The sequence below is a fragment of the Mesorhizobium sp. B2-2-3 genome (assembly GCF_006442405.1).
Classification (GTDB): domain Bacteria; phylum Pseudomonadota; class Alphaproteobacteria; order Rhizobiales; family Rhizobiaceae; genus Mesorhizobium.
The window spans coordinates 336288-353140 of the sequence record NZ_VFWC01000006.1 but is presented as its reverse complement, the minus strand read 5'-3'; the positions used below and the strand labels follow the sequence as shown (position 1 = coordinate 353140).

The following is a 16853-nucleotide window of genomic DNA, read 5'->3' as shown; positions in this document are numbered from 1 at the left end:
AGAGAAGCTGCGCTTCGCCATCCGTGAAGGCGGCCGCACCGTCGGTGCCGGCATCGTCGTCACCATCAAAGAGTAATCGACACCGGCATCAGCCGGATCGAGAAGGAAGGGCGGTCCTCGGGCCGCCCTTTTTGTCGGCGACCGAAGGTCAGCGTTGGCATGCCGGGGCCGACACGCGGTCGAACGGTAGCCGCGTTCATCGAACTGGCCATCGAGGCAGGTTGAGGCTTGCTCGATTTTTCCGCTATCGTCGCTGCAGGCGGCGCTGGGCGGAGGTCAAGTATGAGCCAGGATGTTCCCACACTCTACGAATGGGCCGGCGGCAGCGAAGCGCTCAACCGGCTGACGCAGACCTTCTATGACAAGGTGGCGCGGGATCCGGTCGTCGGGCCGGTGTTCAAGCATATGTCGCCCGACCACCCCGCTCATGTCGCGGCCTTTATCGGCGAGGTTTTCGGCGGGCCGAAAACCTACAGCGAAAAATTCGGCGGCCACCGCGAGATGGTCATGCATCATCTCGGCAGGCATTTGACGGAAGAGCAGCGCCGCCGCTGGATCAACCTGCTGGCCGATGCCGCGGATGCCGTCGGGCTGCCTGACGATCCGGAGTTCCGTTCCGCCTTCATGGGCTATGTCGAGTGGGGATCGCGGCTCGCCAAGATGAATTCCAATCTCGGCGAAACGTGCGACCCGGAGACCGAGCCGATGCCGGCCTGGGGCTGGGGCGTGCCCGGCGGGCCTTACCGGGTCCCGGACACCAAATAGCGTCCAACGGATACACGGGCCGGCAGGCAAGATCTCCGCGAACAGCATGCCGGCGCACTCGAGCATGAAACCGGAGATCGATGGCGGCGGGCTGGTCGTCGACCATCCCGATTTCCGGGAAAGGGGATGAAGGCGCGTTTGCTTGCAAACCGCTCTTTACAGAGCGCGCGGAAGCTTTTAGGAAGCCCCTGCTGCGCCGAGGCGCACGTGTACGGGCATAGCTCAGTTGGTAGAGCGGCGGTCTCCAAAACCGCAGGTCGTAGGTTCGAGCCCTGCTGCCCGTGCCATTTTCCCTCAGGGGAACAGGTACCTAGAAAACGCCTTGCGTGGCGCGGAGCCCGAAAGTAGCCTTGCCTGGATGCGAATTTAGGTATTGTTCATTTTTTGTTCACTGGTCCGCTTGCATATGATAGCTTACGTAAGTCACTAAAGAACGTGCTCGGAGGATTCTCCACATGAGAGACATCATCATTATTTAATTCCGCGTGCAGATGCGATAAGAAGCCCCTGGGGATTCCCCGGGGGCTTTTCGTTATGGGCGAGTTTCTCGGCTACCTAATCGGGCTTGGGAAGAATACATCGATCACGCAGATCCCAGACGGCTACGCTGTCCTTCTCACGGGTATTCTGGTGATCCTCGGCTGGTACATCTCGGCCCGTCAGGCCACGAACGCGTTTCGGCGGGAAAAGGCCAACAAGTACCTGCTTGCCGATTCCCATCCGGTCTATCCGATCCTGAGAAGGCTCTCTAATCCTTACTTGCAGAACCGGACCCCATTTCCGACCTATGGGGAGCTTCAAGCAGATGCAGCTCAGCAGAATTTGCAGAAGGATATCCGGGAAGCGCTCGTCTATTTTGAATTCGCGGCAGCGGACATCATGCACGGGCTCGTTTCGGAGCGATACCTGTATGTCTCCCAGCGCAGCTTGACGATGAACGTTTTCGAACAGTCGCGGCGCTACATCGTTAGCGTCCGGGAACTGCACAAGCAGCCTTCGGCGTTCGAAGTCTTCGAGACCCATTATATCCGCTTTGCATACCCAAGCTTGAGCTACGGGGCCAAGATCCTTGAATTCGCAATGCACCGGCCACTCTACAAGCCCTACCGCTTCATCTTCCTGTGTCATTATTGGTTCGGATCGCAGGGGATGAGCTATCCCTCCGATCCCATGCAAGCGGACCTGAAAGAGATTTCCGAGGCTTTGAGGCGCAGTTGCCAGCTTGTAGGCCTAGGACGGCTGATGGCTTTGCTAGTGGTCGCTTTGCTGGTGGGGAACTGGCTTCGAACTTGAGATCGTTTTTCACTCGGTGCTCAAGATCGCAGCCGGCGGCCGGTCGCAAGGTCTTCCGAGTTCGGTCGGTGCGTGGGCTGACGCCGCTCGGCAGAAAAGCTCGATTCTGGTTATACAAAATGTTGCACGTCATTTGAAAATCGGCGACCGGCTTGCCATATTAGGCTGATTGAGGCATAAGGGCGCCATAGCCGGGACGGAACGACTGGATGGTTCCGAGGCGGCGTTTGGTCATAAAGCGGACACTTGCCACTTGCGTGGATCAAGAATCGGTTTTATGTAGACGAAACAGACACGCGACGCGTGGAGCTGGGAAGCCGGCTTTACGCGTCTGATTTGCATGGGCGAAATGATTGCGCTGATTCGGCGCGAAAATGGACCCAGGCGGCACGTCCCGGCCAGCGGGATCATCCAGGAGACCCGGCCAACGGGTCTTGAAGACAGAGCGGCATATGGCTTCGAAAACCACAAATCCTTTCGTCTTTCTCCAGCAGGTTCGCGCGGAGACCGCCAAGGTGACTTGGCCGTCGCGACGCGAAACGATGATCTCGACGGTGATGGTTCTGGCTTTCGCTGTGATCGCGATGATCTTTTTCTTCACCGCCGATCAGCTCATGGGCCTCGCGGTCGAACAGATTCTGGGCATTGGACGCTAAGTCCGGCGATTACGGAGAAGTCGTGAAATGACTACGCGCTGGTACATCGTCCACGCCTATTCGAACTTTGAGAAGAAGGTCGCCGAGGACATCGAGAACAAGGCCAGGCAGAAGGGCCTGTCCGCCGATATCGAGCAGATCGTCGTGCCGACCGAGAAGGTCGTCGAGGTTCGTCGCGGCCGCAAGGTCGACGCCGAGCGCAAGTTCTTTCCGGGCTATGTGCTCCTGAAGGCCAACTTGACCGACGCCGTGTTCTCTCTGGTCAAGAACACGCCGAAGGTCACCGGGTTTTTGGGCGACTCCAAGCCGGTGCCGATCACCGAGGCCGAGGCGCAGCGCATCCTGAACCAGGTGCAGGAAGGCGTCGAGCGGCCGAAGCCCTCGGTTACCTTCGAGATCGGCGAGGCGATCCGCGTTTCGGATGGCCCCTTCGCGTCCTTCAACGGCTTCGTCCAGGAAGTGGACGAGGAGCGGGCGCGGCTCAAGGTGGAAGTTTCGATCTTCGGGCGCGCCGTGCCTGTCGATCTGGAATTCGGGCAAGTCGAAAAAGGCTGATCCGAAATCCCTGGCGCCGTTCCGGTGGTCAGGGGAGGCGGCGCGGCACGCGCGGCCTGAGAACGGTGGGAGGCGAATGCGGCTTTAGCCGGCCGCAGGAACCGCACCACCAGACTGCAACAGCCGGTGTTTTCCCAGATCGAGGGGCCGGCATAGACAAAGGCAGGAATAGAGATGGCTAAGAAAATTGCAGGCCAGCTCAAGCTCCAGGTTGCCGCGGGCTCGGCTACGCCGTCGCCCCCGATCGGCCCGGCGCTTGGTCAGCGCGGCATCAACATCATGGAGTTCTGCAAGGCGTTCAACGCGCAGACCCAGGAAATGGAAAAGGGATCGCCGATTCCGGTCGTCATCACCTACTACCAGGACAAGTCGTTCACCTTCGTCATGAAGACGCCGCCGGTGAGCTACTTCCTGAAGAAGGCCGCGAACCTGAAGTCGGGCTCCAAGGAGCCGGGCAAGGTCAAGGCCGGCACGATCGGCCGCGACAAGGTGCGCGCCATCGCCGAGCAGAAGATGAAGGATCTGAACGCAAACGACGTCGAGGCGGCCATGCGCATGGTCGAGGGCTCCGCCCGCTCGATGGGTCTGGAAGTGGTGGGCTGAGATCATGGCAAAGATTGCAAAGCGTGTATCGAAGACCCGCGAAGGCATCGATCCCAACAAGGCTTATACCTTGGGTGACGCGCTGAAGCTGCTCAAGGATCGCTCCACGGTCAAGTTCGACGAGACGATCGAAGTCGCGATGAATCTCGGCGTTGATCCTCGCCATGCCGACCAGATGGTCCGCGGCGTGGTCAACCTGCCGAACGGCACCGGCCGCTCGGTCCGCGTCGCCGTGTTCGCCCGTGGCGACAAGGCCGAGGAAGCCAAGGCCGCCGGCGCCGACATCGTCGGCGCGGAGGACCTGGTCGACATCGTCCAGAAGGGCACGATCGATTTCGATCGCTGCATCGCCACGCCGGACATGATGCCGCTCGTCGGCCGTCTGGGCAAAGTGCTCGGCCCGCGCGGCATGATGCCGAACCCGAAGGTCGGTACCGTCACCACCGACGTCGCGGCCGCCGTCAAGGCATCGAAGGGCGGCGCTGTGGAGTTCCGCGTCGAGAAGGCCGGCATCGTTCACGCCGGCGTCGGCAAGGTCTCGTTCGACGTCAAGGCGCTGGAAGAAAACGTCCGTGCCTTCGCCGATGCGGTGACCAAGGCAAAGCCGGCTGGCGCCAAGGGCAACTACGTCAAGAAGGTGTCGGTCACCTCGACGATGGGCCCGGGCCTCAAGCTCGACGTCTCGACGCTCGCAGCGTCCTGATTAAGACCGTTTGGATCGGCCGCTGAACGGGCCGATCCGTAAGTGAATTCCGGGCCTGGATCGTTCTGGGCCCGGTACCGGGAGCCGAAAGGTTTCCGGACATCCTGTCCGAGATTGCAGGCGGCCCGGCCTTGATTGAAAAGGGGGGCCTTAATTCATGTGGGCCTGCATGAGACGGGTGAAGACCTGACAACGGAGCAAGCGCTCCAATGAAAGGTTCGAACCGTGTTTGCCTTTTGTCTGCGCATCGTCCGGCTTGCCGGCGATGTGGCGAAAGGGGGCAGGATCCTCGAGCGCTGTTCGGGAGATCCGTTACTGGATGGCCCGGCCGGCAAAAGGCAACCCGACGCCTGTCCTCGTGAATGGGAATGTTCCCGTTAGCAGGGTGGGGGTCAACTGGAGATAGGCAGTGGACAGAGCGGAAAAACGCGAACTCGTCACGGGCCTGAACGATGCGTTCTCGAACGCGGGTTCAGTGGTCGTGGCCCACTATGCCGGTATCACCGTCGCGCAAATGAACGACCTCCGGTCGAAAATGCGCGCTGCCGGTGGCACCGTTAAAGTCGCGAAGAACCGTCTCGCCAAAATCGCTCTTCAGGGCACGGACTCCGCATCGATCATCGATCTGTTCAAGGGACAGACGCTGGTCGCCTATTCGGAGGATCCGATTGCGGCGCCGAAGGTCGCGTCCGATTTCGCCAAGGGGAATGACAAGCTCGTCATTCTCGGCGGCGCAATGGGCACCACCTCGCTCAACGCCGACGGTGTGAAGGCACTCGCCACACTTCCGTCGCTCGACGAGCTGCGCGCCAGGCTGGTTGGCATGATCGCCACGCCGGCAACCCGGATCGCCCAGATCGTCAATGCGCCCGCGGCTTCGGTCGCGCGTGTCATCGGCGCTTACGCCCGGAAGGACGAGGCGGCATGAGGCCGTTCCTCGCTATCACAAACACACGTTCGAACCTTATGAAGGAATACAACAATGGCTGATCTCGCAAAGATCGTAGACGACCTTTCGAAGCTGACCGTCCTTGAGGCGGCTGAGCTGTCGAAGCTTCTGGAAGAAAAGTGGGGCGTTTCGGCTGCTGCTCCGGTGGCTGTTGCCGCTGCCGGCGGCGCTGCCGCTGCCGCTGCTCCGGTCGAGGAAAAGACGGAATTCGACGTCGTCCTCACCGATGCCGGCGCTCAGAAGATCAACGTCATCAAGGAAGTCCGCGCCATCACCGGCCTTGGCCTCAAGGAAGCCAAGGACCTGGTCGAAGCGGCTCCGAAGCCGGTCAAGGAAGCCGTTTCCAAGGCCGACGCCGACAAGTTCAAGGCCCAGCTGGAAGCAGCCGGCGCCAAGGTCGAGCTGAAGTAAGCGTAACAATCGGCGGACGGCCTCGCGCCGTCCGCCACTCCCTCGGGTGACCTGGGGAGGCTGCGTAGCGCGAGATGCACGAAAACCTCTTTCCTGAGGGCCGAAAACCGGCTCTCAGGAAACGGGTTTTCTCCCGTTTTAGCCGGCCGCCGCCAAGTAGTTTGGTAATGGGGCCGGAGAACAGACAGAGAGCCGCTGCCCAGGCGGTTCGGATGCAAGGCGAGCCGCGGCGAGGCTCGCCCCGAGTTTAGAGCTAAGGAGCGACGATGGCCCAGACCCAGACTTTCAATGGCCGCAGACGCGTACGCAAGTTCTTCGGAAAGATCCCGGAAGTTGCGGAGATGCCGAACCTCATCGAGGTTCAGAAGGCGTCCTATGACCAGTTCCTGATGGTGGACGAGCCCAAGGGCGGACGTCCGGACGAGGGACTGCAGGCTGTTTTCAAGTCGGTCTTCCCGATCTCCGATTTTTCCGGCTCCTCGATGCTGGAGTTCGTGAAGTACGAGTTCGAAGGACCGAAATTCGACGTTGACGAATGCCGTCAGCGCGACCTCACCTATGCCGCACCGCTGAAGGTGACGCTGCGCCTGATCGTGTTCGATATCGACGAGGATACCGGCGCGAAGTCGATCAAGGACATCAAGGAGCAGGACGTCTACATGGGCGACATGCCGCTCATGACCTCGAACGGCACCTTCATCGTCAACGGCACCGAGCGCGTCATCGTCTCGCAGATGCACCGCTCGCCGGGCGTCTTCTTCGACCATGACAAGGGCAAGTCGCACTCGTCGGGCAAGCTCCTGTTTGCCGCGCGCGTCATCCCCTATCGCGGTTCGTGGCTCGACATCGAGTTCGATTCCAAGGACGTCGTGCACGCCCGCATCGACCGTCGCCGCAAGATTCCGGTGACGTCGCTGCTGATGGCGCTCGGCATGGACGGCGAAGAGATCCTGTCGACCTTCTACAACAAGATCACCTACAAGCGCGCCGGCGATCACTGGCGCATTCCGTTCAACGTGGATCGTTTCCGCGGCCTCAAGGCCGTCGGCGACCTGGTCGACGCCGACACGGGTGAGGTCGTTGTCGAGGCCGGCAAGAAGATCACCGCCCGCCAGGCCCGCCAGCTCGGCGAAAAGGGCCTGAAGGCGATCAAGGCGACCGACGAGGACCTGCTCGGCAACTATCTCGCCGAGGACATCGTCAATTACGCCACCGGCGAGATCTTCCTCGAGGCCGGCGACGAGATCGATGACAAGACGCTGAAGGTGCTGCTTGGCACCGGCGAGGACGAGATCCAGATCCTCGACATCGATCACGTCAATGTCGGCGCCTACATCCGCAACACGCTCGCCGTCGACAAGAACGAGAGCCGCCAGGACGCGCTGTTCGACATCTATCGTGTCATGCGCCCCGGCGAGCCGCCGACGCTCGAAACCGCCGAAGCCATGTTCAACTCGCTGTTCTTCGACAGCGAGCGCTACGACCTGTCCGCCGTCGGCCGCGTCAAGATGAACATGCGCCTCGAACTCAAGGCCGAGGACACCGTGCGCGTGCTGCGCAAGGACGACATCCTGGCCGTGGTCAAGACGCTGGTCGAACTGCGTGACGGCAAGGGCGAGATCGACGACATCGACAATCTCGGCAATCGCCGCGTGCGTTCGGTCGGCGAGCTGATGGAAAACCAGTACCGCGTCGGCCTGCTGCGCATGGAGCGCGCGATCAAGGAGCGTATGTCCTCGATCGAGATCGACACGGTCATGCCGCAGGACCTGATCAACGCCAAGCCGGCGGCTGCCGCCGTGCGCGAGTTCTTCGGTTCCTCGCAGCTGTCGCAGTTCATGGACCAGACCAATCCGCTGTCGGAGATCACCCACAAGCGCCGTCTCTCCGCGCTTGGACCGGGTGGTCTGACCCGCGAGCGCGCCGGCTTCGAGGTGCGCGACGTGCACCCGACGCATTACGGCCGCATCTGCCCGATCGAGACGCCGGAAGGCCCGAATATCGGCCTGATCAACTCGCTCGCCACCTTCGCGCGCGTCAACAAGTACGGCTTCATCGAGAGCCCGTACCGCAAGATCGTCGACGGCAAGCTGACCAATGACGTCGTCTATCTGTCGGCGATGGAAGAGGCCAAGCACCATGTCGCGCAGGCCAATGCCGAGCTCGACAAGGATGGTCGCTTTGTCGACGAATTCGTCATTTGCCGCAGTGCCGGCGAAGTGATGATGGCGCCGCGCGAAAACGTCGACCTGATGGACGTTTCGCCCAAGCAGATGGTGTCGGTGGCCGCGGCCCTGATCCCGTTCCTTGAGAACGACGACGCCAACCGCGCGCTGATGGGCTCGAACATGCAGCGCCAGGCCGTGCCGCTGGTGCGCGCCGAGGCGCCGTTCGTCGGCACCGGCATGGAGCCGATCGTCGCCCGTGATTCGGGCGCCGCCATCGGCGCCCGCCGCGGCGGCATCGTCGACCAGGTGGACGCGACGCGTATCGTCATCCGCGCCACGGAAGACCTCGATCCGGGCAAGTCCGGCGTCGACATCTACCGGCTGATGAAGTTCCAGCGTTCGAACCAGAACACCTGTATCAACCAGCGTCCGCTGGTGCGCATGGGCGACCGGGTCAACAAGGGCGACATCATCGCGGACGGTCCTTCGACCGAGCTCGGCGATCTGGCTCTCGGCCGCAACGTGCTGGTCGCGTTCATGCCGTGGAACGGCTACAACTACGAGGACTCGATCCTCCTGTCCGAGCGCATCGTCGCCGACGACGTCTTCACCTCGATCCACATCGAGGAGTTCGAGGTCATGGCGCGCGACACCAAGCTCGGACCGGAGGAAATCACGCGCGACATTCCGAACGTCTCGGAAGAAGCGCTGAAGAACCTCGATGAAGCCGGCATCGTCTATATCGGTGCCGAAGTTCAGCCGGGCGATATCCTGGTCGGCAAGATCACGCCGAAGGGCGAAAGCCCGATGACGCCGGAAGAAAAGCTTCTGCGCGCCATCTTCGGCGAAAAGGCATCCGATGTGCGCGACACCTCGATGCGCATGCCTCCGGGCACCTTCGGCACCGTCGTCGAGGTGCGCGTGTTCAATCGCCACGGTGTGGAGAAGGACGAGCGCGCCATGGCGATCGAGCGCGAGGAGATCGAACGCCTCGCCAAGGACCGTGACGACGAGCAGGCGATCCTGGATCGCAACGTCTACGCGCGCCTTTCCGACGTGCTCGTCGGCAAGGAAGCGATCGCCGGACCGAAGGGCTTCAAGAAGGGCTCGACGCTGTCGAAGGACACGCTCGACGAGTATCCGCGTTCGCAGTGGTGGCAGTTCGCCGTGGAGAACGAAAAGCTCCAGAGCGAACTGGAAGCCCTGCGCGGCCAGTACGACGATTCCAAGAAGGCACTCGAACAGCGCTTCATGGACAAGGTCGAGAAGGTGCAGCGCGGCGACGAAATGCCTCCGGGCGTCATGAAGATGGTCAAGGTCTTCGTGGCGGTGAAGCGCAAGATGCAGCCGGGTGACAAGATGGCCGGCCGTCACGGCAACAAGGGTGTCGTGTCGCGCATCGTTCCGGTCGAGGACATGCCTTTCCTCGAGGACGGCACGCATGCCGATATCGTGCTCAACCCACTGGGTGTGCCGAGCCGCATGAATGTCGGCCAGATCCTGGAAACGCATCTGGGCTGGGCTTGCGCCGGAATGGGCAGGAAGATCGGCGAGATGATCGACGCCTACAAGTCTGCCGGCGACATCAAGCCGCTGCGCAAGACGCTGGAGAGCTTCATGCCCGCCAACGACCGCAACGAGCCGGTCCGCGAGTATGACGACGAGAGCATCGTTCGCCTGAGCGAGCAGATGCGCCGCGGCGTCTCGATCGCAACCCCGGTGTTCGACGGCGCGCACGAGGCCGACATCAACGTCATGCTGGAGCAGGCGGGCCTGCACACTAGCGGTCAGTCGCAGCTCTATGACGGACGCACCGGCGAGCCGTTCGATCGCAAGGTGACGATGGGCTACATCTACATGCTCAAGCTTCACCACCTCGTGGACGACAAGATCCACGCGCGTTCGATAGGTCCGTACTCGCTCGTCACCCAGCAGCCGCTGGGCGGCAAGGCGCAGTTCGGCGGCCAGCGCTTCGGCGAAATGGAGGTCTGGGCGCTGGAAGCCTACGGCGCCGCCTATACGCTGCAGGAAATGCTGACGGTGAAGTCGGACGACGTCGCCGGCCGCACCAAGGTCTACGAGGCGATCGTCCGCGGCGACGACACCTTCGAGGCCGGCATTCCGGAGAGCTTCAACGTTCTCGTCAAGGAGATGCGGTCGCTCGGCCTCAACGTCGAATTGGAGAACACCAAGCTCGACGAAGCCCCGGTTCGGCTGCCCGACGCAGCGGAATAAACAAGACACCCGGTCGCGGGAGAGGCTCCCGCGACCGGGTGCACCAAATTCTTCGGCCGGTGGGCCGACCACTCAGCGGGCATTTGCCCCGCATCAGATGCAAGGGGTTTTCGAGGACCCCGAAAGGAGAACGGCATGAACCAAGAGGTCATGAATCTCTTCAATCCCCAGGCGCCGGCGCAGGTGTTCGATTCCATCCGGATATCGCTCGCCAGCCCTGAGAAGATTCTGTCCTGGTCGTTCGGCGAGATCAAGAAGCCGGAGACCATCAACTACCGCACCTTCAAGCCGGAGCGTGACGGTCTGTTCTGCGCGCGCATTTTTGGCCCGATCAAGGACTACGAGTGCCTGTGCGGCAAGTACAAGCGCATGAAGTACAAGGGCGTCATCTGCGAAAAGTGCGGTGTCGAAGTCACGCTGTCGCGCGTTCGCCGCGAGCGCATGGGCCATATCGAGCTGGCGGCACCCGTCGCCCATATCTGGTTCCTGAAGTCGCTGCCCTCGCGCATCGGCACGCTGCTCGACATGACCCTGAAGGACATCGAGCGCGTCCTCTACTTCGAGAACTACATCGTCACCGAACCCGGCCTCACCGCGCTGAAGGAGCACCAGCTGCTCAGCGAGGAAGAGTACATGATCGCCGTCGACGAATATGGCGAGGATAGCTTCACCGCCATGATCGGCGCCGAGGCCATTCATGACCTTCTGGCCGGCATGGACCTGGAGAAGATCGCCGGCGACCTGCGTTCGGAGCTGGCTTCGACCACATCCGAGCTGAAGCAGAAGAAGTATCTTAAGCGGCTCAAGGTCGTCGAGAACTTCATGGAGTCCGGCAACCGTCCGGAATGGATGATCATGAAGGTGGTTCCGGTGATCCCGCCGGACCTGCGCCCGCTCGTCCCGCTGGACGGCGGACGTTTCGCGACGTCGGACCTCAACGATCTCTATCGACGCGTCATCAACCGCAACAACCGTCTGAAGCGGCTGATCGAGCTGCGTGCCCCCGGCATCATCGTGCGCAATGAAAAGCGCATGCTGCAGGAGGCCGTCGACGCGCTGTTCGACAACGGCCGCCGTGGCCGCGTCATCACCGGCGCCAACAAGCGTCCGCTGAAGTCGCTGTCGGATATGCTCAAGGGCAAGCAGGGCCGGTTCCGCCAGAACCTGCTCGGCAAGCGCGTCGACTATTCCGGCCGTTCGGTCATCGTCACCGGTCCGGAGCTCAAGCTGCACCAGTGCGGCCTGCCCAAGAAGATGGCGCTCGAACTGTTCAAGCCCTTCATCTACGCCCGCCTCGACGCCAAGGGTTACTCCTCGACCGTCAAGCAGGCCAAGAAGCTGGTCGAGAAGGAGCGTCCGGAAGTCTGGGATATCCTCGACGAGGTCATCCGCGAGCATCCGGTGCTCTTGAACCGCGCGCCGACGCTGCACCGCCTCGGCATCCAGGCGTTCGAGCCGATCCTGATCGAAGGCAAGGCGATCCAGCTGCATCCGCTGGTCTGCACGGCCTTCAACGCCGACTTCGACGGCGACCAGATGGCGGTCCACGTGCCGCTGTCGCTGGAAGCGCAGTTGGAAGCCCGCGTGCTGATGATGTCAACCAACAACATCCTGCACCCGGCTTCCGGCGCGCCGATCATCGTGCCGTCGCAGGACATGGTTCTGGGTCTCTACTACCTCTCGATCGTCAACCAGAACGAGCCGGGCGAGGGCATGGTGTTTGCCGACATGGGCGAACTCCAGCACGCGCTCGAGACCAAGGCGGTGACCCTGCACGCCAAGATCAAGGGCCGCTTCCGCTCGGTCGACGCCGAGGGCAAGGTCGTGTCGAAGATCTACGACACCACGCCTGGCCGCATGATCATCGGCGAGCTTCTGCCGAAGAACGTCAACGTGCCTTACGAGACCGCCAACCAGGAGATGACCAAGAAGAACATCTCCAAGATGATCGACACCGTCTACCGCCATTGCGGTCAGAAGGAGACGGTCATTTTCTGCGATCGCATCATGGCGCTCGGTTTCGCCCATGCCTGCCGTGCCGGCATTTCGTTCGGCAAGGACGACATGCTGATTCCGGATACCAAGATCAAGCTGGTGTCGGACACCGAGGCCTTGGCCAAGGAATACGAGCAGCAGTACAATGACGGCCTGATCACGCAGGGCGAGAAGTACAATAAGGTCGTCGACGCCTGGGCCAAGTGCTCGGAAAAGGTCGCCGACGAAATGATGGCCCGCATCAAGGCGGTCGAGTTCGAGGACAATGGCCGTCAGAAGCCGATGAACTCGATTTACATGATGTCGCACTCCGGTGCGCGTGGCTCGCCCACCCAGATGCGCCAGCTCGCCGGCATGCGCGGCCTGATGGCCAAGCCGTCGGGTGAAATCATCGAGACGCCGATCATCTCGAACTTCAAGGAAGGCCTGACCGTGCTCGAGTACTTCAACTCGACCCACGGCGCCCGCAAGGGTCTGGCGGACACCGCCTTGAAGACGGCGAACTCGGGCTATCTCACCCGTCGTCTGGTCGACGTGGCGCAGGACTGCATCGTCAACTCCGTGGACTGCGGCACCGACAAGGGCCTCACCATGCAGCCGATCGTCGATGCCGGTCAGGTCGTCGCTTCGGTCGGCCAGCGCGTGCTGGGCCGCACCGCGCTCGACGACATCAACCATCCGGTGACCGGCGAATTGCTGGTCAAGGCCGGAACGCTGATGGACGAGCGCGACGTGGAGCAGATCGAGAAGGCCGGCGTGCAGTCGGTCCGGATCCGCTCGGCGCTGACTTGCGAAGTCAGGGTCGGCGTCTGCGCGGTCTGCTACGGACGCGATCTGGCCCGGGGCACCCCGGTCAACCAGGGCGAGGCCGTCGGCGTCATCGCGGCGCAGTCGATCGGTGAGCCGGGCACCCAGCTCACCATGCGTACCTTCCACATGGGCGGTACGGCGCAGGTGGTGGATAGCTCGTTCCTTGAAGCCTCCTATGAGGGCAAGGTCGAGATCCGCAACCGCAACGTGGTGCGCAACTCGGACGGCCAGCAGATGGTCATGGGCCGCAACATGGCGGTGCTGATCCTCGACGAAGCCGGCAAGGAGCGCGCCACGCACCGCGTCACCTATGGTTCGCGCATCTTCGTGGATGATGGCGACAAGGTGAAGCGCGGCCAGCGCATCGCCGAGTGGGATCCTTACACCCGCCCGATCCTCACCGAAATCGAGGGCAAGGTGGCGTTCGAGGATCTGGTCGACGGCATTTCCGTCCAGGAAACGGCCGACGAGTCGACCGGCATCACCAAGCGCGAGGTCATCGACTGGCGTTCGACGCCGCGCGGCAACGACCTGAAGCCGGCGATCGTCGTTCAGGACGCCAAGGGCAAGGTCGGCAAGCTGTCGAAGGGCGGCGATGCCCGCTTCCTGCTCTCGGTCGAGGCCATTCTCTCGGTCGAGCCGGGTGCTCAGGTTCGCCCTGGCGACGTCCTGGCGCGTATCCCGATGGAAAGCGCCAAGACCAAGGACATCACCGGCGGTCTGCCGCGTGTTGCCGAGCTGTTCGAGGCCCGTCGTCCGAAGGATCACGCCATCATCGCAGAGATCGATGGTACGATCCGCTTCGGCCGCGACTACAAGAACAAGCGCCGCATCATCATCGAGCCGCATGACTCGACGCTTGAGCCTGTCGAATACCTGATCCCGAAGGGCAAGCCGTTCCATCTCCAAGACGGCGACGTCATCGAGAAGGGCGACTACATCCTCGACGGCAATCCGGCGCCGCACGACATCCTGGCGATCAAGGGCGTGGAGGCGCTTGCGTCCTACCTCGTCAACGAGATCCAGGAGGTCTACCGTCTGCAGGGCGTGTCGATCAACGACAAGCACATCGAGGTGATCGTTCGGCAGATGCTGCAGAAGGTCGAGATCACCACGCAGGGCGACTCGACCTATATTCCGGGCGACCACGTCGACGTGATCGAACTGGAAGAGGTCAACGAGCGCCTGATCGAGGACGGCAAGAAGCCGGCCGAAGGCCAGCCGGTGCTGCTCGGCATCACCAAGGCTTCGCTGCAGACGCCGTCCTTCATCTCGGCCGCCTCCTTCCAGGAGACGACCAGGGTGCTGACGGAAGCCGCGGTTGCCGGCAAGACCGACATGCTGCAGGGCTTGAAGGAAAACGTCATCGTCGGCCGGCTGATCCCGGCCGGTACCGGCGGCACGATGAGCCAGATCCGCCGCATCGCCACCTCGCGCGACGAACTGATCATCGACGAGCGCCGCAAGGCCTCCGGTGTCGAAGTCGCCGAGCCGATGCTGGCCGACATGACAACCGCCGCGCAATAAGCGCGGCGGCAAGAGATCTCAGGCAACAAGGCCGCCGGGGCAACCCGGCGGCCTTTTCGTTTCAACGAACAATCGAGGAAGGCAGATGAGCACGAAAACCTGGACGGCTGTCGATAACTACATCGTTTCCTCGCTCTTCGAGGCGGATCCCGTTCTCGACGCGGTCCTGGCGGCCAACCGCGACGGTGGCTTGCCGGCGATCGACGTCTCGGCGGCGCAAGGAAAGCTGCTCTCGCTGCTGGTGCGCATTCGCGGCGCGAAAAAGGTGCTCGAGATTGGTACGCTGGGCGGTTATTCCACCATTTGGATGGCGCGGGGATTGCCGGCCGGCGGCAAGATCGTGACGCTCGAACTCGATCCGCACCACGCCAAGGTCGCGCGTTCGAATTTCGACCGGGCAGGGGTTTCCGAACGGATCGATCTGCGAGTCGGGCCGGCGCTGCAGTCGCTCGCTGCGCTGGGCGCCGAAAACGCCGGGCCGTTCGACCTCGTTTTCATCGACGCCGACAAGCCTAACAACCCCAACTATCTCTCCTGGGCCATGCGGCTCTCGCGCTCGGGAACGGTCATCGTCTGCGACAACGTCATCCGTGACGGCGCGGTGCTCGACGAGGACGGTCGCGACGCCAACATCGAAGGTGCACGCGCGGCGTTCTCTTTCATCGGCGGCGACAAGCGCCTGGACGGCACCGCGATCCAGACTGTCGGCGCCAAGGGCTATGACGGGTTTGCCATAGCGATTGTCGATTGAGTTGTTGCGATAGGCGGACCGGATCGCGGATCCGGTCTACGGCCGCTGTTCAGTCGAAGAACGCCTCGACCACATTGCGCTTGCCGAGCATGAAGGCGTCGGCGACATGCTGGAGGGGCGCGAGATCGACATCGGAAGTGCCGGCGCGCACGATTTCGGCGAAACGCCTGTAGAGTTCAGGATATTCCGCTTCCGGTTCTTCATGGACGACGCGGCCGTCGATGGCGAGTTTCGAGCCACCGCCCGAGAGCACCATCTTGCCGGCATCGGTATCGGCGAGAATGTCCCAGCTCTGCGGCCCGGTCTGGAGCCAATCGAGATCCATCGTCACCGCCGACCCGTTCGCCGCGCGGAAGGCGACCTGGGCGGCGATCGGCGCGTCGCGGTTCTCCGGGAAGTCGAGCGCGGCCGAGGTGATGTACATGGCGGGCAGGATGTAGGTCGCGATCGACAGCGCGTTGATGCCTGGATCGAAGACGCCGAAGCCGCCTGGCTGCCAGATCCAGTCCTGGTTCGGGTGCCAGCGGCGCACGTCTTCCTTCCAGACGATTGCCGCTGATTTGATTTGCGTCGCGGCCAAAAAAGTCCGCGCCGCTTCAACCGCCGGCGCATAGCGCGAATGCCAACTGGCGAACAGCGACACGCCCTGTTTCGTCGCCAGCGCCTTCAGGTCCTCGACCTCGCTGACCGTGGCGCCGGGCGGCTTTTCCAGGAACACGTGCTTCTTCGCCTCGAGCGCGGTGCGCGCCGCAGCGTAGCGGAATTGCGGCGGCATGCAGAGTGAGACGGCGTCGAGTTCGGGAACGGCGCCAAGCATCGTCTCGATATCGGGAAAATTATGGATGTCTTCAACCTTGCCATGCCGGCTGGCAGCGGCGATCAGCCGGTAGTCCCGGTCCTTGGCGAGCGCCGGAAGGTGTTGGTCGCGGACGATCTTGCCGACACCGACAATACCTATCTTGATGGGCTGGGACACGGCCGCTCCGTCTGTGGATGATGGTGAGCGCTTCTTATCAGAACACTTGCCCCGGACAAGCCGAAGCCGAAAGGTCAACTCCGTCTTTGCCGGAGCTGCAGCGTGGGCCTTTCACTCGTTGGAAGGCTTCAGCGGCGATTCGAACGGCAAGGGCCGGCACGCTTTCAGATCGGCACGTCAAAGGTCACGATCGACACTTCGCCTTCGAGCGCGCCCTGGAAGGCCGAAAGATGCGGCTCCTCGTCGGGCTCGCCCTCCATGTCGCCGATCTGGTCGAGCTCGGCTTCGGCGTAACCCTCCGCCGCCAGCGATTCGAGCGCACGGCGCACCGCCGAATCGTCATCAGGCGCAACCAGCATGACGTGCACGCCTTCCGGCTTGCCGCCTTTTCTCTTCCACACCCGGCCGGTGATGATGGTGACCGGGCGTTCCTCGTTGTCGTTCACGGGCCGATTC

The 16853-nt window shown here is 62.3% G+C and carries 13 protein-coding genes, 1 tRNA gene and 1 pseudogene; 13 read left to right on the top strand and 2 right to left on the bottom strand.

What is annotated here, in order from left to right; genetic code table 11:
* The 13 genes and pseudogenes from FJ951_RS14190 to FJ951_RS14130 all read left to right on the top strand — a co-directional run.
* Window positions 1-76 (top strand): annotated as a pseudogene (locus tag FJ951_RS14190) (elongation factor Tu); the annotation flags it as partial.
* A gap of 206 nt (window positions 77-282) precedes the next feature.
* Window positions 283-765, top strand: a complete 483-nt coding sequence (locus tag FJ951_RS14185; protein ID WP_140515459.1) for a group II truncated hemoglobin — start codon at window positions 283-285, stop codon at window positions 763-765.
* 211 nt (window positions 766-976) lie between these two features.
* Window positions 977-1052: transfer RNA gene (locus FJ951_RS14180), tRNA-Trp, on the top strand.
* 247 nt (window positions 1053-1299) lie between these two features.
* Window positions 1300-2058, top strand: coding sequence for a hypothetical protein (locus FJ951_RS14175; RefSeq protein WP_140515458.1), 759 nt, complete (start codon window positions 1300-1302; stop codon window positions 2056-2058).
* Window positions 2059-2510: 452 nt separating this feature from the next.
* Window positions 2511-2714, top strand: coding sequence for a preprotein translocase subunit SecE (gene secE / locus FJ951_RS14170; protein ID WP_013531408.1), 204 nt, complete (start codon window positions 2511-2513; stop codon window positions 2712-2714).
* 27 nt (window positions 2715-2741) lie between these two features.
* A complete protein-coding gene (gene nusG, locus FJ951_RS14165) occupies window positions 2742-3269 on the top strand; it encodes a transcription termination/antitermination protein NusG (RefSeq protein ID WP_140515457.1) in 528 nt (175 codons plus the stop codon).
* 174 nt (window positions 3270-3443) lie between these two features.
* Entirely contained in the window at window positions 3444-3872 is a 429-nt protein-coding gene (gene rplK / locus FJ951_RS14160) for a 50S ribosomal protein L11 (protein ID WP_140501622.1), read from the top strand.
* A 4-nt stretch (window positions 3873-3876) separates the two neighbouring features.
* The gene (gene rplA, locus FJ951_RS14155) at window positions 3877-4575 is read left to right on the top strand and encodes a 50S ribosomal protein L1 (protein ID WP_140501624.1); all 699 of its coding nucleotides are present in this window, start codon (window positions 3877-3879) and stop codon (window positions 4573-4575) included.
* A 409-nt stretch (window positions 4576-4984) separates the two neighbouring features.
* A complete protein-coding gene (gene rplJ, locus FJ951_RS14150) occupies window positions 4985-5503 on the top strand; it encodes a 50S ribosomal protein L10 (protein WP_140515456.1) in 519 nt (172 codons plus the stop codon).
* A gap of 54 nt (window positions 5504-5557) precedes the next feature.
* Complete coding sequence (gene rplL / locus FJ951_RS14145) at window positions 5558-5935, top strand: 50S ribosomal protein L7/L12 (RefSeq protein ID WP_027146630.1); 378 nt, start codon at window positions 5558-5560, stop codon at window positions 5933-5935.
* Window positions 5936-6201: 266 nt separating this feature from the next.
* On the top strand, window positions 6202-10338 hold the full coding sequence (gene rpoB / locus FJ951_RS14140) for a DNA-directed RNA polymerase subunit beta (protein ID WP_140501628.1): 4137 nt from the start codon (window positions 6202-6204) through the stop codon (window positions 10336-10338).
* A gap of 135 nt (window positions 10339-10473) precedes the next feature.
* Window positions 10474-14670: a DNA-directed RNA polymerase subunit beta' gene (gene rpoC, locus FJ951_RS14135; RefSeq protein WP_140501630.1), complete on the top strand. Its 4197-nt coding sequence runs from the start codon at window positions 10474-10476 to the stop codon at window positions 14668-14670.
* An 85-nt stretch (window positions 14671-14755) separates the two neighbouring features.
* Complete coding sequence (locus tag FJ951_RS14130) at window positions 14756-15421, top strand: O-methyltransferase (RefSeq protein WP_140515455.1); 666 nt, start codon at window positions 14756-14758, stop codon at window positions 15419-15421.
* Window positions 15422-15470: 49 nt separating this feature from the next.
* On the opposite strand, the gene FJ951_RS14125 is transcribed toward FJ951_RS14130, so the two are convergent.
* Window positions 15471-16397, bottom strand: a complete 927-nt coding sequence (locus FJ951_RS14125; protein WP_140515454.1) for a Gfo/Idh/MocA family oxidoreductase — start codon at window positions 16395-16397, stop codon at window positions 15471-15473.
* 164 nt (window positions 16398-16561) lie between these two features.
* The gene (locus FJ951_RS14120; RefSeq protein ID WP_140501636.1) at window positions 16562-16843 is read right to left on the bottom strand and encodes a transcriptional regulator; all 282 of its coding nucleotides are present in this window, start codon (window positions 16841-16843) and stop codon (window positions 16562-16564) included.
* Between the last annotated feature and the right edge of the window lie 10 nt (window positions 16844-16853).